Source organism: Pseudomonas fluorescens, from assembly GCF_000730425.1.
Taxonomy (GTDB): domain Bacteria; phylum Pseudomonadota; class Gammaproteobacteria; order Pseudomonadales; family Pseudomonadaceae; genus Aquipseudomonas; species Aquipseudomonas fluorescens_X.
Genome location: NZ_CP008896.1, coordinates 4,140,921 through 4,161,857 on the forward strand (window position 1 = coordinate 4,140,921; position 20,937 = coordinate 4,161,857).

Genomic DNA, 20,937 nt, shown 5'->3' on the forward strand with positions numbered 1-20,937 from the left:
CCGCCTACAGGTGTATTGCTTTGCGCCCGGGCTCTGTGCGGTAGGTGGCCGGGCTGAATACCCGGGTGACCAGCAGCATCGCGATCACCGTCACCGCCAACACCCCCCAGGCGCTGACAAAACTGCCAGTGAGTTCGCGCAGCCAGCCGGTCATCCACGGCGACACGGCATTGATCAAGAAGCCCACGCCTTGCACGAATGCCGCCAACTGCCCCGCTTCCCGTGGGTCGCGGCGATGGTCCAGGGTCAACAGCAGGCTCAGGGCAAAGCACGCACCCAGGCCGAAGCCGATCAGCGCCACCCACAGGTGCAGGTATTGCAGCGGCGCCAGCAGCAGGCCGAGATAGCCCACGGTCTGGGCCAGCAGGCTGATGCTCAGTAAGGGCCGGCGGTCGACACCGCGTTGCGCCAGCGCTGGCATCAACAGCGCGGCAATCACCTGGAAAATCGTCATGAACGCCAGCAGCGAGCCGCTGGGCAGAACGCCCCAACCCAGTTGCTGGTAGTACGCCGGCAGCCACGCCACCATGCTCATGTACCCGCAGTTCACCAGGCCGAAATACAGCGCCAGCAACCAGGCGCGGCGATTGCGCAGGCCCTGGAGCGGCGCCGTCACGTGCAGGTTCTTCGCCGCGCCCAACGGCAGCCATGCCCACAGCAGCAACGCGCCGAGCGCGGGCAGCAGCCAGATGCCAAGGCCGGCCTGCCAATGCTGGAAATGGCTGGCGACCAGGGGGCTGAGCAGCGCCGCCAAACCACCGCCGCCCATCAGCGAGGCCGAATACACCCCCATCGCCAATGGCACCTGTTGGTGAAACTGGCGCTTGATCATCGCCGGCACCAGCGCCTGGATCAGCGCCACACCGGCCCCGCCCAGCAACGCGGTGGCCAGCAGTGCCGGCGCCTGGCCCAACAGCCAGCGCGCCAGGCAGGCCAGCAGGATCATCATCAGGCCCAGGGCGATCCCGCGTCGCTCGCCCAACTGCGCCTCGACGCGGATGCCCACCAACGCCACCAGGCCCATGCACACCACCGGCAGGCTGGTGAGCAAGGCGCTGCTCTGGAAACTCAGGCCGGTGGCCAGGCGGATTTCCCCGAGCAGTGGGCTGATGGAGCTGAGGATCGGCCGCAGGTTCAGGCCCAGCACTATCAGTAGGCCCCAGCCGGCGAGGGATTTATTCAGGGGCATGCAGGGCCTTCCATTGGCGGTAAAGGGCTTGCATGGCCGGCACAGCCAGGTGTTCGACGGGCAATGGCTGGGCGGCCAGCGGCAGGGTCATCTGCTGGTAAATCGCCGCAGTCGACAGACCGAAAGGCGCCGCCATTTCGTTGCTTGCCGCAAACACCACGCGGGACACGCCGCACAGGTACATCGCCCCCAGGCACATCGGGCACGGCTGGCCGCTGGCGTAGATCACACAGCCTTCAAGGCGCGCGCCGAGCTGCTGGCTGGCGTGGCGAATGGCGAGCATCTCGGCGTGGGCAGTGGGGTCCTGGTCGAGGTGGATCTGGTTGACCGCTTCCACCAGCACTTCACCCGCCTTGACCAGGACCGCGCCAAACGGCCGCCCGCCCTGGAGCACGTTGTCCTGCGCCAGGGCAACGGCGCGCTGCAGATGACGCTGATCGTCAGTCATGGAAAATCCCCCTCTGGGTGAGCGCGAAGTATGGCCACCGGTTGAGGTATTCTGAAATTAAATATAACCATGCCAACCAGTGGCAAACACGATGGTGGTGTTGATGTTCGATCCCGTGCTGTTGCGCAGTTTTATCGCCGTTGTCGACTGTGCGAATTTCACCCGCGCCGCTGAGCGCCTGCACCTGACCCAATCCACGGTCAGCCAGCAATTGCGCCGCCTGGAAGACAGTGTCGGTTGCCGCCTGCTCGAGCGCGAACAGCGCCGGGTGGTGGCGACGGTCGAGGGCGAGCGTTTGCTGGCCTATGCCCGGCGTATTTTGGCGTTGAACGAAGAAGCCGCCGATGTGCTGATCAACCAGCAGAGCGACGGGGTGCTGCGCCTGGGCGTGCCCGAGGACTTTGCCGCCGAGCGCTTGATGCCGTTGCTCTCGGCGTTTGTCGTGGCCTATCCACGGGTGCGCCTGGAGGTCACCAGCGGCCTGGGGCCGGCGCTGCTGCGTCAGTATCGCGGCGGCGAATTCGATGTGTTGCTGGTCAAGCAGATGGGCGACAGCGATGACTGCCTGGCCTCATGGCCGGAGCCGTTGTGCTGGGTCGACAGCCGCAGCATGCCGGCCCTGGACCGCGACCCACTGCCATTGGTGGCTTTTCCGGTGGGCGGCCTGTACCGCAATGAAATGCTCCAGCACCTGGAGGTCGGTGGCTGGCGCTGGCGCATTGGCTATTCCAGCGCGAGCCTGGCCAGCGTGTGCTCGGCGGTGGCGGCGGGGTTGGGCATCAGCCTGCTGCCGCAGCGGGTGGTGCAGGCCGGGCATGTGGTGCTGGGCGCCGACAGCGGGTTGCCAGCGGTGCAGGGGGTGCGGCTGGCGCTGTATGGGCGCACTGGGATGGGGGCGGCGGGGCAGAGCCTGCAGCGTCAACTGTGGGATTTATGCGAGGCCAACCCGCGCTGAGCCATGCCTTTGATGAATATTTTGCATGCCCGCAAAGCATCATGATTTTGCCCCTCATTCCCAAGCCCCGTGGGGCGTGGCTTTGGCCGGTCCGTTGATTTTTCATATTCATTTTTGGTCTATGTATAACTTTAAAGATTACTTTAAGAGATAAGTGTCTGCCCCCGATGATTCAGCTCTCGACGGTCGTTCCGCAGGCCCGTCGGTTTTTTCGCTGAAGACAGCAGGGAGTGAATCAATGGGCAATGTCCAGACCGCCGCCAGTGCACATGAGGCGCTGTGGCGCCAGGCACCTGGCGGTGAGTTGGTCGACCTTGGCCGGCCGCACCGCGCGCCCTTGGGGCAGTTGCGTTTGCAGAAAACCCCCAAGGGGATCTTGAGCCGCCGTGAAGGCATTTTATTGGGCCTGTTGGCGCTGGCGCTGCATGGTGCCGTGATCTATTGGGTCAGCCAGAAACCGGTGCCGGTGCTGCCGATTGTGCCGCCGGAAATTCCACCGATGACCATCGAGTTTTCTCAGCCGGCGCCGCCGGTGGTGGAACCGCCGCCGCCTGTACCGCCACCGTCTGCGGTCGTAGAACCGCCGCCACCGGTGGTGGATGAGCTGGCGGCCAAGCCGGCGCCACCCAAGCCGATCCCCAAGCCCAAGCCCAAACCGGTGCCCAAGCCCGAACCCAAGCCGGTGGAACAGCCGCCTGCGCCACCGGTACCGGCACCGCCCGCACCCAAGCCAGCCCCGCCTGCGCCGGCACCGGTGACCCCTGCTTCGGCCAACGCCGCGTACCTGAAGAACCCGGCGCCCGAGTACCCATCACTGGCCCAGCGCCGTGGCTGGGAAGGCTCGGTGTTGCTGCGGGTGCATGTCTTGGCCAGCGGCAAGCCCGGTGAAATCCAGGTGCAAAAGAGCAGCGGTCGCCAGCAACTTGACGACGCCGCACTCAGCGCCGTGAAGCGCTGGAGCTTCGTGCCTGCCAAGCAGGGCGACGTGGCACAGGATGGCTGGGTCAGCGTGCCCATCGATTTCAAGATTCATTGAGCCTTGGCTCGACACTCTATCGCTTACACCGAGGTACACATCATGACGTTACTGGCATCTCCACTTGAATCCATCGAAAGCGCGGTGATCTGGCTGCTGGTGGTTTTTTCCGTCGCCACCTGGGGCCTGGCGCTGCTCAAGGGCGTGCAGTTCGCCCGCCTCAAGGCCCAGGATCGCAAGTTCCACAAACAGTTCTGGGCGGCGTCGAGCCTCGATTCGGCCGCCGAACTGAGCCAAACCCACCCCGGCGCCGCCGCCCGTGTGGCCCAGGCCGGTTATGCCGCGATCCAGGTGGGCGATGCGCCTCACGCCGCAGATTTGAGCCAGGCAATCAATCACCAGGACCGCCTGGAGCGTGCCCTGCGCCAGCAGATCGTGCGTGAACGGCGCTCCCTGGAAACCGGCCTGGCCGTGGTCGCGAGTATCGGCAGTACGTCGCCGTTTATCGGCTTGTTCGGCACGGTGTGGGGGATCATGGAAGCGTTGAAAGGCATCAGCGCCGCCGGTTCGGCCAGCCTTGAAACGGTGGCCGGCCCTATCGGTGCGGCGCTGGTCGCCACGGGTGTGGGGATTGCCGTCGCCGTACCGGCGGTGCTGGTCTACAACTACTTCCTGCGGCGCCTGAAGCTGACCGCTGCCGACCTGGATGACTTCGCCCATGACTTCTACAGCCTGGCGCAGAAAAATGCGTTCCGCGTGCTGGTCCATCCGGCGCTGCACAAAAACGCCGCCCAGGGCAGTGCGCAAAAAGTGAAGGAGGCGTCCTGATATGGCCTTCTCCACCCAAGACAGCGACGAGGTGCTGAGTGAGATCAACGTCACGCCTCTGGTAGACGTGATGCTGGTCCTGCTGGTGGTGTTTATCGTCACCGCGCCGCTGCTGACCAATGCGATCCCGATCAACCTGCCCAAGACCGAAGCCGTGGCCCCGGTGGAGCAGAAAGACCCGCTGGTGGTGAGCATCGACGGCGCTGGCAAGGTGTTTATCAACAAGGATGAAATCCAGCCGGACCTGCTGGAATTCAACCTGCAGGCCGCCAAGGCGAAGGATCCGCAGGTGCGGGTGCAACTGCAGGCGGATGATGGCGTGAACTATGGCGAAGTGGCCCGGGCCATGGCGTCGATTGAGCGAGCGGGGATTAGCAAACTGTCGGTAATTACTGCGCGTTAGTGTCAACAGCCTCGACAATTTTTTGGCCGTCTCCTTGGCAGGGTGCGGCCTTTTTTTTGCCTGGGATTTAAGCCGTCTCCAAACCCCTGTAGGCGCTGGCTTGCCAGCGATAGCGGTGAGTCAGTCGATGAATGTTTCGGCTGAAACGGCGCAATCGCTGGCAAGCCAGCTCCTACATTTTGAGCGAAAGGGGTTTGTGTTTTTGGTTATTAATAAATAGCTTCTTATTCCTTAACGAATATATGCCCCGTCCCTATACTGGTCAGCAACGTTAAACGCTGCAGGAGGGCACACCCATGCACAGCGAGTTGATCCGTTACCTGATCGTGCCGGGCTGGCAAGGATCGCCAGAAGATCATTGGCAAACCCATTGGCAGAACAGCCTGCCCAACAGCGCCCGCGTGGAGCAGGCCGACTGGCTGACCCCGCGCCGCGAAGACTGGGTGGCGGCCTTGGCCGAAGCCGTTGCGGCCGACAGCACCCCGGTGATCCTCATTGCCCACAGCCTGGGTTGCATCACCGTTGCGCACTGGGCGGCCAGCGCGCCGTTGCCGTTTCTGCGCCAGGTGCGCGGGGCCCTGCTGGTGGCCCCGGCGGATGTCGAGCGCCCGGCGTGTGCGCCGGCCTTGCGCAACTTTGCGCCGATTCCTCGCGACCTGTTGCCGTTTCCCAGCCAGGTTGTCAGCTCCGACAACGACAGTGCGATCAGCGCCCCTCGGGCCCTGGAGCTGGCGCGTGACTGGGGGGCTGAAGCCGGGATTCTCGCAGGTGCCGGGCATATCAACGTGAAGTCCGGCCATCAGCGCTGGGAGCAGGGTTTCGCCTACCTCTATCGCCTGCAAAACCGTCTGGAGCATCACTCCCGGCGCCGCGCCTAATACCTTTTCAACGCCCCGTCCCTTGAATGGAAACGGGGCGGGAGCCTGCCATGAGCCTGCATGAAACCTTTGGCCAGCCACTGCTGACCTTTCCCGATGCCGAAAAAAGCCCCTTGAGCATCCGCGCCAAGGCACTGGTGTTTGTCGACCCCCGTTCCCGGCAACTGCGCGAAGACCTCGAAAGCCTGGCCCCGCGTGCCTTGCCCGTATTGATCCGCGGTGAAACCGGCAGCGGCAAGGAATTGCTGGCGCGCCATATCCATCGCGGCAGTGACCGCAGCGGCCTGTTTGTGTCGGTCAACTGCGGCGCGATCAGCCCCACCTACGCCGACGCGGAATTGTTCGGCTACGCCGCCGGCAGCCACAGCGGCGCGGCCAGCAGCCGGGCGGGCTGGTTCGGCTCGGCCAACGGTGGCACGTTGTACCTTGATGAGATCGGTGACTTGCCGTTGCCGATCCAGATCAAGCTGCTCGCCGCCCTGGAAAACCATGAAGTCACCCGTGTCGGCGCCCATCAGCCGAGCCCGGTGGACGTGCGGCTGGTCGCCGCCACCAGCATCGACCTGGCCCAGGCCGTGGCCGTGGGTAAATTCCATGAGCGCCTGCTCCATTACCTCAACGAAGGCCAACTGGAACTGCCGGCCCTGCGCGAGCGCGTGGGGGACATCCTGGCTTTGGCCGAGTACTTCCTGGGGATCTACAGCCAGCGCCTGGACTTGCCGGTACCGTTGATCAGCGAGGATGCGCAGCGGGTGCTGGAGCAGCACAGCTGGCCGGGCAACACCCGCGAGCTGGAGAACGTGATCCACTTTGCGCTGCTGGTCAGCAGTGGCGATGAGATCTTGCCGGAGCACTTGAACCTGCCGGTGGCGGGCTCGGCGGTGGAGCAGGTGCAGCGGATTGTGGCCGGTGCCAACGCCGCTGAACGGCAGGCCTTGAAGCACTACCTCAGCCAACACCCGGACTTGTAGGAGCCCGGCTTGCCGGCGGTGGGGCCTTGTGGTTTGTCGCAAGGTTCTGGGGGCGCTATCGCCGGCAAGCCGGCTCCTGCATGAGCAAAATGGAATATCAAAGTGAATAAAAGGTATTGTTCGGGAATAAAAAATATCGGTATTGTCACGTTCACGCCGCGATAGCAAATCGATGGCAATCCCATAAGAAGTGGCCGTCACTGACGCCCGGATTTTCGATTAAGGACACTGCATGAAAAAGGTTCTGTTGTTCACCGCATTGGCGGCTGCCCTGACTGCCGGTATCGCTCAAGCCAACGAAAAACTGGTGGTTGCGGCCACTCCGGTGCCCCACGCCGAGATCCTTGAGCTGATCAAGCCGACCCTGGCCAAAGAGGGTGTGGACCTGGAAATCAAGGTGTTCACCGACTACGTGCAGCCGAACGTGCAAGTGGCCGAGAAGCGTCTGGATGCCAACTACTTCCAGACCCTGCCGTACCTGGAAAACTTCAACAAGGGTAAAGGCACCAACCTGGTCACCGTGGTTGGCGTGCACGTTGAACCGTTTGGCGGCTACTCGAAAAAGATCAAGAAAATCGAAGACCTCAAAGATGGCGCCACCGTTGCCATCCCCAACGAAGGCTCCAACAGCGGCCGCGCCCTGTTGCTGTTGCAGAAGGCCGGTGTGATCACTCTCAAAGACCCGACCAATGCCCTGGCCACGCCAAAAGACATCGCCAGCAACCCGAAGAACCTGAAGTTCAAGGAACTGGAATCGGCCCTGCTGCCACGGGTCCTGGACCAGGTTGACCTGGATCTGATCAACACCAACTACGCCCTGGAAGCCGGCCTGAACCCGGCCAAGGATGCGCTGATCATTGAGTCGTCCGACTCGCCCTATGTGAACTTCCTGGTGGCCCGTCCAGACAACAAGGACAGCGACGCCATCCAGAAACTGTCCAAGGCCCTGACCAGCCCTGAAGTCAAAGCCTTCATCGAGAAGAAGTACAACGGCGCGGTCGTGCCGGCGTTCTGATTGCCCAAACCCCCTTCAAGGTTTGAACGCCGAACATCATGTGGGAGCGGGCTTGCTCGCGAATGCGGTGGTGCAGTCACTGTCTGTGTTGACTGAACCACCGCATTCGCGAGCAAGCCCGCTCCCACATTGGGTGGGTGTCATGCCTGTTCATCCCGGCTGTTGATCGCCCGGCGCAACGCCACCAGCCATTTCACCAACTCCTGCGGATCAATCGGTTTGGTTTCGCTCATCTGCCATTCCCTCGCTGGTTAAATGGCCCTCAGTCTGGCCACGCGCTGTCCATTCCTATCGTTCAGCGCTGAAAAAAAGACCCTTCCTACGCGCCCAAGAACAATAGCTGTCACCCGCCAACCCGGCGAATCCACCGGTTAGCTTTTTGGGTGATATCAATATGCTATTTCGGTATTTAAATTTTGGTTTTTATACCTTTAAAGTCAGCGCTTCCCGGCGTTACCCACGTCGGGCCGGACTGTGTTTACGCCGCATTACCCCTGCGGCGCCCAGGACTTGAAATGACCTTCGACTACGCGTTTATCCTCAGCACCCTGCCTGCGTTTCTCAAGGCCGTGGGGGTGACCCTGCAAGTGGGCTTGATCGCCATCGCCACCTCGCTGCTGGTGGCGCTGATCAACTCAGCCTTGCTGGTGTTCCGCACGCCCTACCTGTCGCGCCTGGTGGCGTTGTATGTGGAGTTGGCGCGTAACACACCGCTGCTGATCCAGTTGTTCTTCGTGTACTTCGCCTTGCCGGCCCTGGGTTTCAATATCTCCGGGTTCTGGGCGGCGATTATCACCATGACCTTCCTTGGCGGCGCCTACCTCACCGAAGTGCTGCGCGCGGGTGTGGAAGCGGTGCCACTGGCGCAGATCGAGTCGGGCAAGTCTATCGGCCTGTCCGACTGGCAACTGCTGCGCCACGTGATCCTGCCCCAGGCCGGGATTCTCAGCCTGCCGGCGCTGTTCGCCAATTTCATTTTCCTGCTCAAGGAAACCACGGTGGTCTCGGCGGTGGCGGTGCCAGAGATTCTCTACACCACCAAAAGCTACATCGCCCTGTACTACAAGACTTACGAGATGCTCGCCGTACTCACGCTGATCTGCGTGCTGTTGTTCTTGCCGCTGTCGCTGCTGCTCAGCCGCCTGGAAAGGAGGCTCCAGCATGGCCAGTTCGGGTCTTGAGTTGCTGTGGGTGTCGTTGCCGCAACTGGGCAAGGGCGCTGCGCAAACCTTGTCGATTTCGTTTTTGAGCATCGCCTTCAGCACCCTTGGCGGGGTGGCGTATGGGGTGCTACGCACGTTGAATGTGCGTGCGATCAACCTGCTGCTGCGCATTTACCTGGAGTTGTTCCGCGCGATCCCGGTGCTGGTGTGGCTGTATCTGCTGTTCTTTGGCTTGCCGATTTTCACCGGCCTGAGCATCCCCAGTTTCTGGTGTGCGGTGCTGGTGCTGTCGCTGTGGGGCGCCAGTGAAGTGGGCGAAGTGGTGCGCGGCGCGTTGCATTCGCTGCCACGTGGGCAGCGGGAGGCGGGGCTGTCGATCGGTTTGTCGGCGCCGCAACTCTACGGCTATGTGCTGTTGCCCCAGGCGCTCAAACGCATGACGCCGCCGACCATCAACGTCTACACGCGGATCATCAAGACCAGCTCCCTGGCGGTGCTGATCGGCGTGGTGGATGTGATCAAGGTCGGCCAGCAAATCATCGAGCGCACCTATGAGTCGGTATTGATCTACGGCGCGCTGTTCCTGTTTTTCTTCTTTATCTGCTACCCGTTGTCGGCCGCCTCCAAGGTGCTGGAACGGCGCTGGGCCCAAGCATGAGCGCACTGATCGAGTTCCAGGGTTTCAATAAATTCTTCGGCGAACAGCAGGTGCTCAAGGGCATCGACCTGAGTGTGCAAAGCGGCGAAGTGGTGGTGATCCTCGGTCCCAGCGGCTGTGGCAAAAGCACCTTGTTGCGTTGCCTGAACGGCCTGGAAGTGGCCCACGGCGGTAGCTTGCGGTTTGCCGGCAAAGAGCTTTTGGGTAAACACACCGACTGGCGCCAGGTACGCCAGGACGTGGGCATGGTGTTCCAGAGTTATCACCTGTTCCCCCATATGAGCGTGCTCGACAACCTCCTGCTGGGCCCGCTGAAAGTGCAAAAACGCGAGCCCCGCGAAGCCCGCGAGCAGGCGGAAAAACTGCTGGAACGGGTGGGGCTCGCCGACAAGCGCGATGCGTTCCCGCGCCAGCTCTCGGGCGGCCAGCAGCAACGCATCGCCATCGTCCGCTCGCTGTGCATGAACCCTCAGGTCATGTTGTTTGATGAGGTCACCGCCGCTCTGGACCCGGAAATGGTCAAGGAAGTGCTGGAGGTGATCCAGGACCTGGCCCGCGATGGCATGACCCTGCTGATCGTTACCCACGAAATGGCCTTCGCCCGCGCCGTCGCCGACCGCGTGGTGTTTATGGAGGCCGGCCGCATCCTCGAACACAACACCCCCGAGGCCTTCTTTACGAACCCGCAGACCGCACGCGCGCAGCAGTTCCTCGAGAAATTCTCGTTTGTTTCAACACTGTCCAAGAAAACCAAGGAACTGGAGCTGTCATGAAAACTGCCAAGTTGTTACTGCCGCTGCTCGGCCTCGCCTTACTGGCCGGCTGCAACAAAACCGAAGAAGCGGCCAAACCCGCCGCTGCCGCGCCGGCGGCGGTGAGTTATATCGACAAGATCAAGGCCCGCGACAAGCTGATCGTCGGCGTGTTTACCGACAAGCCGCCGTTTGGCTTTGTCGATGAAGCCGGGCGCTACGTGGGCTTCGATACCGATATCGGCCGCCAGTTTGCCAAGGACCTGCTGGGCGATGAAAACAAGGTCGAGTTCGTGGCCGTGGAACCGGCCAGCCGCATCCCGTTCCTGCAAAGCGACAAGGTCGACCTGATCCTCGCCAACATGACCGTGACCCCCGAGCGCAAGGAAGCGGTGGAATTCACCAACCCCAACCTGAAAGTCGCGGTCCAGGCCCTGGTGCCGAACGACAGCACGGTGAAAAGCCTCGACGACCTGGCGACCCGCACCACCATCGTCACCACCGGCACCACGGCCGATATCTGGCTGACCAAGAACCACCCGGACTGGAAACTGCTCAAGTTCGAGAAAAACTCCGAGTCGCTGCAAGCCCTGTCGGCTGGGCGTGGCGATGCCTATGCCCAGGACAACCTGGTGCTGTTCAGCTGGGCCAAACAGAACCCGGGCTACCGCGTGCTGGAAGAGACGCTGGGCGATGAAGCGCCGATTGCACCGGCGGTGAAGAAGGGCAATATCGAACTGCGCGACTGGGTGAATGCCGAGTTGGCGAAGTTGGGTGAAGAGAAGTTCTTGCTCAAGCTGTATGACCAGTACGTGCGTAAAGAGCTGAGCGATGACACCAAGCCTGAGAGTGTGATTGTTGAAGGGGGTAAGTGGCAGGGTTGAAGTCGCTATTGCAGGCAAGTTGAAGGCTTCACTCGGCACCTTGTGCAATGAGGGCCGGGTGAGGCACCGTCAGAGTTACCAATAGTTAATCAGAAAGTATGGCTTCTAGGTGACAGTGGCTTGGATACAGACTGTGGGCGATACCGGCAACGCCTATCAGCAGTGGCGCCCCTAGAAAAAAATCGCAAACCAGAGAGGCCAACTATCGATAATGGTCATGGTTATGTAGTCTTGGTGATTGTTTTGTCCGTGTATTTTCCTCCCGGATCATCGATGAGTTATATTCATCCATATCCCGGTCCCTATTAAGGCATGCTGTGCATACATAACAACTCAATGGAGGTCACATCCGAATTACCTGTATTTCAATAAAAAGGCTACAGCTATCAACCAGACGAGTGGAATGCTCATCATCGTTAAGTTGACGATCAAATACCATTTCAAGTGAGGAGGGAAATTTTTGAGATCGAGTGGGTCTAGTTCTCCAGTCCTGATAGAGGGTTTGGGCCAAACGATCATTCCGGTGATTTTTGATATTTCCAGGATCGACCAAATAAAACCGCGCCTCCCCAAGCTCGGCCCCCAAATATAAATGTAGTGGCTGTTTTTCAATGCCTCCTTTATAGCGTCCAGATGACGGCGGCTTAGGTACAGGCTGTGGGCGATAGCGGCAACTCCGATCAGGCCCGGCGCACCACTTAGCATCCAAAAAGCCAGCCAGGACGTCCAGAAACCCTCTGTTATCATGGCAACGTTCTCTCATACATAATTTCTCGGCCTATTTCGCCACCCATAGCACCGAGAGCCGTACCTGCCCATGTGCCAACTCCCACTATCGCGGCGACACACACAACACCCCCGATACCTCCTGTAGATACGCCAATCGCCATGCAGATCGGACCGTTCACCGAACGAGCTGACACACCACCCACAGCACCAACCATCGTAGACCCTGCAAATTTCCCCCCCTCAACAAACTTAACCCTCTCACAAGCTTCCACAGTCCCCCCATTACACACCTCCTGAATAGCCAGAACTTACTAAATATGCAGCGTATATACGGCAGTTAAATTTTGGAGTTGGCCCGAATTATTAATATTTCACTAGCGCGACTGAAACTATTCCCCAGATTAAAGAAATGCTCATAATCGTCAGGTTGGCGATCAAATGTCGTTTCAAGTGAGGTGGGAAGTTTTTAAGATCGACTGGATCTAGTTCACCAATCATGATGGCGGATCTGGGCCACACAATCATTCCGCTGATTTTTGATATTTCAAAAAGCGACCAAATCAAACCCCGATTCCCCAGGCTCGGCCCCCAAATGTAAATATATCGACTGTTCTTCAAGGCCTCCTTTATTGCGCCCAGATGACGATGGCTCAGGTACAGGCTGTATGCCGCCCCTACATATGCAAGCAGGATTGGGGCCGCTAGAGCAAAAATCGCAACCCAGGGAGACCAGGTATCGATATTGGTCATGGTTATGTAGTCTTGGTAATTGTTTTGCTCATGTATTTCCCTCTCGGCTCATCGATAACTATATTCATCCATATGTCAGTCCCTATTAAGGCATGCTGTGCATACATAACAACTCAATTGAGGCTACATTCGAATTACCTGAATTTTAATAAAAAGGCTATAGCTATCATCCAGGCGAGTGGAATGTTTATCATCGTTAAGTTGGCGATCAAACACCATTTCAAGTGAGGAGGGAAATTTTTGAGATCGAGTGGGTCTAGTTCCCCAATCCTGATAAAGGGCTTGGGCCAAACGATCATTCCGGTGATTTTTGATATTTCCAGGATCGACCAAATAAAACCACGCCTCCCCAAGCTCGGACCCCAAATATAAATGTAGTGGCTGTTCTTCAGGGCCTCTTTTATTGCGTTCAGGTGACGGTGGCTTAGATACAGACTGTGGGCGATGCCGGCAACGCCTATCAGCAGTGGCGCCCCTAGAAAAAAAATCGCAAACCAGAGAGGCCAACTATCGATAATGGTCATGGTTGAGTCGCCTGGTAAATTTGCTCTCCCAGTGCTTCACCTGCCATACCACCGACAGTAGTGGCCGCCCATGTGCCAACTCCCACTATCGCGGCGACACACACAACACCCCCGATACCTCCTGTAGATACGCCAATCGCTATGCAGATTGGACCGCTCACCGAACTAGCTGACACACCACCCAAAGCACCAACCATCGTAGACCCTGCAAATTTCCCCCCCTCAACAAACTTAACCCTCTCACAAGCTTCCACAGTCCCCCCATTACACACCTCCTGAATAGCCAGCAACGAAGACACGCCGCCAATACCAATGGCGATGTACCCACCGGTCTTCATGTAGTTGGCTGCACGGCTGGTTGCTTCCACATGGGTGGCATACCCCGGAATGTGTCCGGGTGCTCCGGCCTTGCCCCAGTGATGCACCAGGCTGCGACTGGAGATGCCGAGGGCAGTTTTCAGTTTGGGGTGATCGCCCAGGGTTGTCTGGCCACGCAGGCGAGTGGACTTCAACAGATGGGCATCCAACTGAGCCAGCAGGCGCTTGCGACCAGCGAGAAATTGCGGGGACTTGAGGTGTCCTTCCCGACGATAGCTCTCCTGATGGAGGCGCTCGATCGATTGAAGGGTATCGCGCAAGTTGCTCAGGTGCTGTTCCATCACCACTGCGCTGACGCCTAGCCAGGTTGAGCTGTGGCCGATAAACCCGGCGATTTCTGCGCTGTGCCGGTACAGAAAGTCGGCCTCCTCGGGTGTCAGGGGCTCCAGCGCTGCGTCCACTTGCTGGGCGGCCTGCATCAACAGGGCTTCCTGGTAAGTGCAGGCGGTGTTGTTCGGGTCGCTCAACACGATGATCGAGCCGGCTTTAACTGCGCCTCTATTGGGGTTGAGCCCCTGGAATTTGCCCATGACGGTGGGGTTGCGCTCGGGAAAAAGGACCGCCTCCAACGCTTCGCGGGTCATGCTTTTGGGGACTACGTAGAACCCCGGTTCCTGGGGCTCAACGCTGTTGAATACGGCTGGGGCGCGATTGCCTGGAGGCGCAAAGCTCGATGAGGTCGGCTCTACCGGTCGGTGGGTAACGGGCGGCGCAGTAGGTTCGGCGGTGCGCCGGGCCGCTCGCGGTACTGTGCCTGGATTGGTGTAGCTCGCCCTGTACACAGAGGGAATCAACTGCGCTCGGCAGGGGCAACTGCTGAAACTGTCCAGTGTGCCAGCCACCTGTTTTCCATGACTTGAGATGTGCGATACGCCGCCGATGATCTGATAGGTTTTCCCGTCTTTCCCACACGTGACTTCGCCCCCTTCGCGGGCGTGCAGCAGGCCGTAAATATTTACTCTTGCATCACCATCCAGAACTGTCCCGCCGCAGGTGGTTTTATCACCTTGCCCAATAAAATAACCTTTATTCATTGTTGTTCTCCATTGTGTGCGGCCGGGTAAGTGGTATTGCGATCGACAATTGGTTTTTGTATGGGTGGTTAGTTGATGCCTACTAACTAGCGAGCATAAATTCGCGTGTGGCCAGGTCTGGGTACGCTTTCGTGTAATGTAAGTAATGCTCGGTTGTGTGGTGTATTTATTGTTTCGTTAGTATGATGGGGTGCGCGATACATCAACGCAATTCATCTAACATAAGGAGGTGCAAGTTTTAAGTAAAGTAAGATGTTTCCGAAGTTTAACTTGTAAGGTTCTGAAGGAATAATTCCATCTGGTTAAATGGCGAGACTAATACTGCGTATAGACGGCAGTTACGTTGGTACTGCACCGGGCGAAGGTCTTCCAGCGCACCACTTAACTTGGCCAATGCCAACCCCGTCGGAGCCGGCTTGCCGGCGAGCAGCCGACGCCGCGTAAATCCCTTATGCGAAGGCGGAACCCTGAACTAAGCTCACAGTCGCATACACACTGGCACGTCGGTATCACGCAAAAGGAGTCTGCATGGGCGGTCCCACCTCAACAGTTATATGTGGCGTTGCCCTGCTGGCATTGCTGAGCGGCTGCGGCCAGGAAAAACCTGAGCCCAAGGCCCGCTCCAGGGTGTTTGTGCAAACCGTGCAGCCGACCGACTTCGCAGCGGCCGTGACCCTCACGGGGGATATCCAGGCGCGGGTGCAGACCGATTTGTCGTTTCGCGTGGGCGGCAAGATTATCCAGCGCATGGTCGATGTCGGTGACCGTGTGACGGCCCGGCAAGTGCTGGCCAGGCTCGATCCCAAGGATTTGCAGACCAATGTCGATTCCGCCCAGGCCCAGGTGGTGGCGGAGCAGGCGCGGGTCAAACAGACGGCGGCGGCCTTTGTGCGTCAGGAAAAACTCCTGCCCAAGGGCTACACCAGCCGCAGCGAATATGACGCCGCCCAGGCCGCGTTGCGCAGTAGCCAAAGTGCCCTGGCTGCCGCGCAGGCGCAGTTGGCCAATGCCCGGGAGCAGTTGGGCTATACCGCGTTGATCGCCGACGCGCCGGGGGTGATTACCGCGCGCCAGGCCGAAGTCGGCCAGGTGGTGCAGGCCACCGTGCCGATTTTCAGCCTGGCCCGTGATGGCGAGCGCGACGCTGTGTTCAACGTCTACGAATCGCTGCTGGCGGAGCCGCCGCCGGATGCGCCGATTACCGTCAGCCTGCTGGATAACCCGAGCATCAAGGCCGTGGGCCGGGTGCGGGAAGTCACCCCGGCCGTCGCTGCCAACAGCGGCACGGTGCAGGTGAAGATCGCCCTGGATGCCTTGCCCAAGGGCATGCAACTGGGCTCGGTGGTCAGCGCCACGGCCAACGGACAAGCCAAGGCCAGTATCGAATTGCCCTGGGCCGCACTGACCAAGGATCTCAACGAGCCCGCCGTGTGGCGGGTGGATAGCGACGGCAAGGCGCAATTGCACAAGGTCACTGTCGCGCGCTATCTGACCGGCAAAGTGATCATCAGTGAAGGCCTCAAGGGCGGCGAAAAAGTCGTGGTGGCCGGTGGGCAGTTGCTGCACCCAGGCATGCTGGTGGAGATCGCCCAGGCGCCGGCCCCGGCCAAGGGTGTGCAGCCATGAAGCGCCTGACGCTGATCCTCGCCAGCAGCCTGTTGCTGATCGCCTGTTCCAAGGAAGCCCCTGCGCCGGAGCCTGTAAGGCCGGTGCTCTGGGTCGAGGTGAAAGCCGAAGGCCAGGAACACCTCGGCCGCTTTGCCGGCAGCATCCAGGCGCGCTATGAAAGCAACCTGGGCTTCCGGGTGCCAGGGCGCATTGCACGGCGTGCGGTAGACGTGGGTACGGAAGTCGGCAAGGGCGCCTTGCTGGCGGTACTCGACCCCACCGACCAGCAGAACCAGTTGCGCGCCGCCCAGGGCGACCTGGCACGGATCCAGGCGCAATTTATCAATGCCCAGGCCAATGCCCGCCGCCAGTTGGAACTGTTCAACCGTGGCGTCGGCGCCCAGGCGCAACTGGACATTGCCCAGACTGACCTGAAAACCACCCAGGCCTCCCTCGACCAGGCCAAGGCGTCGGTGGACCAGGCCAGGGATCAGCTCAACTACGCCGAGTTGCGCACCGACCACGGCGGCATCGTCACCGCCTGGAATGCCGAAGCCGGGCAAGTGGTGAGTGCCGGCCAGCAGGTGGTGACGCTGGCCCGCCCGGATATCAAGGAAGCGGTGATCGACCTGCCTGCGGGCCTCGCCGAGCGCCTGCCCAGCGATGTGGTGTTCCTGGTGGCCAGCCAGTTGGACCCCAGCATCAACACCACCGCCACCGTGCGCGAAATCGAGCCCCAGGCCCAAAGCGCAACCCGTACCCGTCGCGCGCGCCTGACCCTGGCCCAGACGCCCCCGGCGTTCCTCCTGGGCACGGCGATCAGCGTGACCCTGAGTTCGGCCATCGCCCCGCGTATCGAACTGCCCGCCAGCGCGGTGCAGGACGTCGAGGGTCAGACCCGCATCTGGGTCATCGACAGGCAGCAGCAGACCGTACAACCCCGCGAGGTGACCCTGGTCAGCCGTGATGCCAGCCATGTTGTGCTCAACGGTGGGGTGCAGCCTGGCGAGCGTGTGGTCAGCGCCGGCGTCAACAGCCTCAAACCCGGACAAAAAGTCAAAACCGACGAGGACAGCCCGCGATGAAAGGGAGCTTCAACTTATCCGACTGGGCGCTCAAGCATCAGTCCTTCGTCTGGTACCTGATGTTCGTCGCGTTGCTGATGGGCGTATTTTCCTACATGAATCTGGGGCGCGAGGAAGATCCGTCCTTCACCATCAAGACCATGGTGATCCAGACCCGATGGCCGGGCGCGACCCAGGAAGAAACCCTCAAGCAGGTCACTGACCGCATCGAGAAAAAGCTTGAGGAACTGGACTCCCTCGACTACGTGAAAAGCTACACCCGGCCTGGTGAATCCACAGTCTTCGTGTTCCTCAAGGACACCACCAGCGCCAAGGCGATCCCCGAGATCTGGTACCAGGTGCGCAAGAAGATCGACGACATCCGGGGCACCTTCCCCCAAGGGTTGCAGGGGCCGTCGTTCAATGACGAGTTCGGTGACGTGTTTGGCTCGGTGTATGCCTTTACCGCCGATGGCATGTCGATGCGCCAACTGCGTGATTACGTCGAGCAGGTGCGCGCAGAAATCCGCGCCGTGCCGGGGTTGGGCAAGGTCGAGATGATCGGCCAGCAGGATGAAGTGATTTACCTGAATTTTTCCACGCGCAAACTCGCCGCCCTGGGGATTGACCAGCGCCAGGTGGTGCAGAGCCTGCAATCGCAGAACGCGGTGACCCCGGCCGGCGTGATCGAGGCCGGGCCGGAGCGCATTTCGGTGCGCACCTCCGGGCAATTCGCCTCGGAAAAGGACCTGGCCGACGTCAATCTGCGCCTCAATGACCGCTTCTACCGCCTGGCGGATATCGCTGATATCAGCCGTGGCTATGTGGATCCGGCGCGCCCGATGTTTCGCTTCAACGGCCAGCCGGCCATCGGCCTGGCCATCGCCATGCAAAAGGGCGGCAATATCCAGGCCTTCGGCAAGGCGCTGCACCAGCGCATGGACGAGCTGACGGCTGACCTGCCGGTGGGCATCGGCGTGCACAAGGTGTCGGACCAGGCTGAAGTGGTGGAAGAGGCTGTCGGTGGCTTCACCAGTGCGCTGTTCGAGGCGGTGATCATCGTGCTGGTGGTGAGCTTTATCAGCCTGGGCCTGCGTGCCGGGCTGGTGGTGGCGTGCTCGATTCCGCTGGTGCTGGCGCTGGTATTTGTATTTATGGAGTACAGCGGTATCACCATGCAGCGGGTGTCACTGGGCGCGTTGATCATCGCCCTCGGCCTGCTGGTGGATGACGCGATGATCACTGTGGAAATGATGATCACCCGCCTGGAAAAAGGCGAGACCCTGGAGCAGGCCGCGACCTTTGCCTACACCTCCACCGCGTTCCCGATGCTCACCGGTACCCTGGTGACCGTGGCCGGGTTTGTGCCGATTGGCCTCAACGCCAGCTCGGCCGGCGAATACACCTTCACCCTGTTTGCAGTGATTGCGGTGGCGATGCTGGTGTCGTGGGTGGTGGCCGTGCTGTTTGCGCCGGTGATTGGCGTGCATATCCTCAGCAGCAAGGTCAAACCCCACAGTGACGAGCCAGGGCGGGTCGGGCGGGTGTTCAACGCCGGCATGCTCTGGGCCATGCGCAATCGCTGGTGGGCCATTGGCCTGACGATACTGTTGTTCGTGGCCTCGGTGTTTTCCATGCAGTTTGTGCAGAACCAGTTTTTCCCATCGTCGGATCGCCCGGAGATCCTCGTCGACCTCAACCTGCCGCAAAACGCCTCGATCAATGAAACCCGCAAGGCCGTGGACCGGCTGGAGGCAATCATCAAGGACGACCCGGATATCGCCCGCTGGAGCACCTACATCGGCCAGGGGGCGATCCGTTTCTACCTGCCCCTGGACCAGCAACTGGAGAACCCGTACTACGCGCAGTTGGTGATCGTCAGCAAGGGCCTGGAGGAGCGCAGCGCACTGATCGAGCGCCTGCAAAAACAGTTGCGTGATGATTTCGTGGGCATCGGCAGCTTTGTCCAGCCCCTGGAAATGGGCCCGCCGGTAGGGCGACCGATCCAGTACCGGGTGTCGGGCAACGATATCGACCAGGTGCGCAAACACGCCATCGAACTGGCGACGTTGCTGGATAAAAACACGCACCTGGGTGAAATCATCTACGACTGGAACGAGCCGGGCAAAGTGCTGCGGGTCGATATCGCCCAGGACAAGGCGCGCCAACTCGGGCTGTCGTCCGAAGACGTGGCCCAGTTGATGAACAGCGTGGTCAGCGGCTCGGCGGTGACCCAGGTGCATGACGATATCTACCTGATCAACGTGGTCGGCCGCGCCGAAGACGCCGAGCGCGGTACCCCGGAAACCTTGCAGAACCTGCAGATCGTCACCCCCAGCGGCACCTCGATCCCGCTGCTGGCCTTTGCCACCGTGCGCTACGAGTTGGAGCAGCCGCTGGTGTGGCGCCGCGATCGCAAGCCGACCATCACCATCAAGGCCGCGGTGCGCGACGAGATGCAGCCGACCGACCTGGTCAAGCAGCTCAAGCCGCAAATCGACACGTTCAGCGCCGGCTTACCGGTAGGCTACAAGGTGGCGACCGGCGGCACCGTGGAAGAAAGCGGCAAGGCCCAGGGCCCGATTGCCAGCGTGGTGCCGTTGATGCTGTTTTTGATGGCGACCTTCCTGATGATCCAACTGCACAGCGTGCAGAAGATGTTCCTGGTGGCCAGCGTGGCGCCGCTGGGGTTGATCGGCGTGGTGCTGGCGCTGATTCCCACGGGCACGCCCATGGGCTTTGTGGCGATCCTGGGGATTCTGGCGCTGATCGGCATCATCATCCGTAACTCGGTGATCCTGGTGACCCAGATCGATGCCTATGAGCAAGAGGGCTATACGCCGTGGGATGCGGTGGTGCAGGCCACCGAGCACCGGCGCCGGCCGATCCTGCTGACAGCGGCGGCGGCCAGCCTGGGCATGATCCCCATCGCCCGGGAAGTGTTCTGGGGGCCGATGGCCTACGCGATGATCGGCGGCATCATCATCGCCACCTTGCTGACGCTGCTGTTTTTACCGGCGCTGTATGTGGCCTGGTACAAAATCCGCGAGCCATTGTAGGAGCGTCAGCTCAGGCACCACGGGCTTTAAGCCTTGCGCCACACACTGGCCAACCAGGGCTGCTGCTCACGCGGCAGCCCTGCCGGGCGATAGTAGTGCTCCAGTTCCACAAACCCAGCAGCAGTCAGCAGTTCTTGCCAGGCCTCAAGATCGTGGTACGAGGCATACCGCGGCCCGTTCCAGCCCTCCTGGTTTTCCCCCCTGGGGTTGGAGCTGAACAACACCCCACCCGGCTTCAACGCTCCATGCAATTGCCTGAGAATGCGCGGCAGTTCCTGCTTGGGAATATGAAACAGCACCGCATTGGCAAAGATCCCATCGAACCGCCCGGCCGGCAGCTCCAGCTTGAGGAAGTCCTGGCACAGCACCTCGCAGCCGCTGTCCTGGCGTGCCATCTGTGCAAAACGCTCGGCGCCATCGAGCCCCACCGCGATATGCCCAAGCCGGGTAAACGTCTGCAAATCGCGCCCTGGCCCACAGCCAAAATCCAGCACGGTAAACGGCGCCTGCGCCTGGATATGCCGCAGCAGCGCGTCGATGTTCTGGCTTACATCATGGTCGCGGGTGCCTTCGCGAAAATCCTCGGCCACTTGGTTGTAGTGGCCCAGGGTCGTGGAGGTGATCTGGTCGAGGTCGTCGGGGGCGAGTTTCATGGCAGTCGGCACCTGAAA

The 20,937-nt window shown here is 60.5% G+C and carries 21 protein-coding genes; 14 read left to right on the plus strand and 7 right to left on the minus strand.

The features are described 5' to 3' along the window. Nucleotides 1–4 precede the first annotated feature (4 nt). A complete protein-coding gene (locus tag HZ99_RS18470) occupies nt 5–1,189 on the minus strand; it encodes a CynX/NimT family MFS transporter (protein ID WP_038445090.1) in 1,185 nt (394 codons plus the stop codon). Further along, nucleotides 1,176–1,637, minus strand: a complete 462-nt coding sequence (locus HZ99_RS18475; protein WP_038445092.1) for a nucleoside deaminase — start codon at nt 1,635–1,637, stop codon at nt 1,176–1,178. The genes HZ99_RS18470 and HZ99_RS18475 overlap by 14 nt, the downstream gene beginning before the upstream one ends. Nucleotides 1,638–1,740: 103 nt before the next feature. Here HZ99_RS18475 and HZ99_RS18480 point away from each other — a divergent pair, with 103 nt between their 5' ends. From HZ99_RS18480 to HZ99_RS18530, 11 genes are all read left to right on the plus strand, one after another. Further along, nucleotides 1,741–2,592: a LysR family transcriptional regulator gene (locus HZ99_RS18480; RefSeq protein ID WP_038448116.1), complete on the plus strand. Its 852-nt coding sequence runs from the start codon at nt 1,741–1,743 to the stop codon at nt 2,590–2,592. A gap of 238 nt (nt 2,593–2,830) precedes the next feature. Continuing rightward, the gene (locus HZ99_RS18485; RefSeq protein WP_038445094.1) at nt 2,831–3,628 is read left to right on the plus strand and encodes an energy transducer TonB; all 798 of its coding nucleotides are present in this window, start codon (nt 2,831–2,833) and stop codon (nt 3,626–3,628) included. Between the two features lie 42 nt (nt 3,629–3,670). Next, nucleotides 3,671–4,396: a MotA/TolQ/ExbB proton channel family protein gene (locus HZ99_RS18490; RefSeq protein WP_038445095.1), complete on the plus strand. Its 726-nt coding sequence runs from the start codon at nt 3,671–3,673 to the stop codon at nt 4,394–4,396. A gap of 1 nt (nt 4,397) precedes the next feature. Next, nucleotides 4,398–4,799: an ExbD/TolR family protein gene (locus HZ99_RS18495; RefSeq protein ID WP_038445097.1), complete on the plus strand. Its 402-nt coding sequence runs from the start codon at nt 4,398–4,400 to the stop codon at nt 4,797–4,799. Between the two features lie 296 nt (nt 4,800–5,095). Continuing rightward, entirely contained in the window at nt 5,096–5,677 is a 582-nt protein-coding gene (locus HZ99_RS18500; RefSeq protein ID WP_038445098.1) for an alpha/beta hydrolase, read from the plus strand. A gap of 50 nt (nt 5,678–5,727) precedes the next feature. Next, the gene (locus HZ99_RS18505) at nt 5,728–6,648 is read left to right on the plus strand and encodes a sigma 54-interacting transcriptional regulator (RefSeq protein ID WP_038445100.1); all 921 of its coding nucleotides are present in this window, start codon (nt 5,728–5,730) and stop codon (nt 6,646–6,648) included. A gap of 232 nt (nt 6,649–6,880) precedes the next feature. Further along, nucleotides 6,881–7,663, plus strand: coding sequence for a MetQ/NlpA family ABC transporter substrate-binding protein (locus HZ99_RS18510; RefSeq protein WP_038445101.1), 783 nt, complete (start codon nt 6,881–6,883; stop codon nt 7,661–7,663). Nucleotides 7,664–8,178: 515 nt separating this feature from the next. Then, entirely contained in the window at nt 8,179–8,844 is a 666-nt protein-coding gene (locus tag HZ99_RS18515; RefSeq protein WP_032856556.1) for an amino acid ABC transporter permease, read from the plus strand. Next, nucleotides 8,825–9,484, plus strand: coding sequence for an amino acid ABC transporter permease (locus HZ99_RS18520; RefSeq protein ID WP_029299529.1), 660 nt, complete (start codon nt 8,825–8,827; stop codon nt 9,482–9,484). Before HZ99_RS18515 ends, HZ99_RS18520 begins: the two co-directional genes overlap by 20 nt. Then, complete coding sequence (locus HZ99_RS18525; protein ID WP_038445105.1) at nt 9,481–10,257, plus strand: amino acid ABC transporter ATP-binding protein; 777 nt, start codon at nt 9,481–9,483, stop codon at nt 10,255–10,257. Before HZ99_RS18520 ends, HZ99_RS18525 begins: the two co-directional genes overlap by 4 nt. Further along, entirely contained in the window at nt 10,254–11,120 is an 867-nt protein-coding gene (locus tag HZ99_RS18530; protein WP_038445107.1) for a transporter substrate-binding domain-containing protein, read from the plus strand. Before HZ99_RS18525 ends, HZ99_RS18530 begins: the two co-directional genes overlap by 4 nt. Before the next feature lie 354 nt (nt 11,121–11,474). On the opposite strand, the gene HZ99_RS18535 is transcribed toward HZ99_RS18530, so the two are convergent. The 4 genes from HZ99_RS18535 to HZ99_RS18550 form a co-directional block, all read right to left on the minus strand. Then, nucleotides 11,475–11,867 carry a hypothetical protein gene (locus HZ99_RS18535; protein WP_038445109.1) on the minus strand — a complete coding sequence of 131 codons (393 nt, stop codon included), beginning with the start codon at nt 11,865–11,867 and terminating at the stop codon, nt 11,475–11,477. Between the two features lie 345 nt (nt 11,868–12,212). Then, nucleotides 12,213–12,599 (minus strand): hypothetical protein, encoded by a 387-nt coding sequence (locus HZ99_RS18540; RefSeq protein WP_038445111.1) that lies wholly within the window; start codon nt 12,597–12,599, stop codon nt 12,213–12,215. Between the two features lie 134 nt (nt 12,600–12,733). Next, nucleotides 12,734–13,123, minus strand: coding sequence for a hypothetical protein (locus tag HZ99_RS18545; RefSeq protein WP_038445113.1), 390 nt, complete (start codon nt 13,121–13,123; stop codon nt 12,734–12,736). After that, the gene (locus HZ99_RS18550) at nt 13,120–14,535 is read right to left on the minus strand and encodes a PAAR domain-containing protein (protein ID WP_038445114.1); all 1,416 of its coding nucleotides are present in this window, start codon (nt 14,533–14,535) and stop codon (nt 13,120–13,122) included. The genes HZ99_RS18545 and HZ99_RS18550 overlap by 4 nt, the downstream gene beginning before the upstream one ends. 528 nt (nt 14,536–15,063) lie before the next feature. On the opposite strand from HZ99_RS18550, the gene HZ99_RS18555 reads away from it, so the two are divergent. The 3 genes from HZ99_RS18555 to HZ99_RS18565 are packed head-to-tail and all read left to right on the plus strand — an operon-like array spanning nt 15,064 to nt 20,266. Next, complete coding sequence (locus HZ99_RS18555) at nt 15,064–16,161, plus strand: efflux RND transporter periplasmic adaptor subunit (RefSeq protein ID WP_038445116.1); 1,098 nt, start codon at nt 15,064–15,066, stop codon at nt 16,159–16,161. After that, nucleotides 16,158–17,228, plus strand: a complete 1,071-nt coding sequence (locus tag HZ99_RS18560; protein ID WP_038445117.1) for an efflux RND transporter periplasmic adaptor subunit — start codon at nt 16,158–16,160, stop codon at nt 17,226–17,228. The genes HZ99_RS18555 and HZ99_RS18560 overlap by 4 nt, the downstream gene beginning before the upstream one ends. After that, on the plus strand, nt 17,225–20,266 hold the full coding sequence (locus HZ99_RS18565) for an efflux RND transporter permease subunit (RefSeq protein ID WP_038445119.1): 3,042 nt from the start codon (nt 17,225–17,227) through the stop codon (nt 20,264–20,266). Before HZ99_RS18560 ends, HZ99_RS18565 begins: the two co-directional genes overlap by 4 nt. 26 nt (nt 20,267–20,292) lie before the next feature. Here HZ99_RS18565 and HZ99_RS18570 read toward each other — a convergent pair whose 3' ends face one another. After that, nucleotides 20,293–20,919: a class I SAM-dependent methyltransferase gene (locus tag HZ99_RS18570; RefSeq protein WP_038445121.1), complete on the minus strand. Its 627-nt coding sequence runs from the start codon at nt 20,917–20,919 to the stop codon at nt 20,293–20,295. Nucleotides 20,920–20,937: the final 18 nt, after the last annotated feature.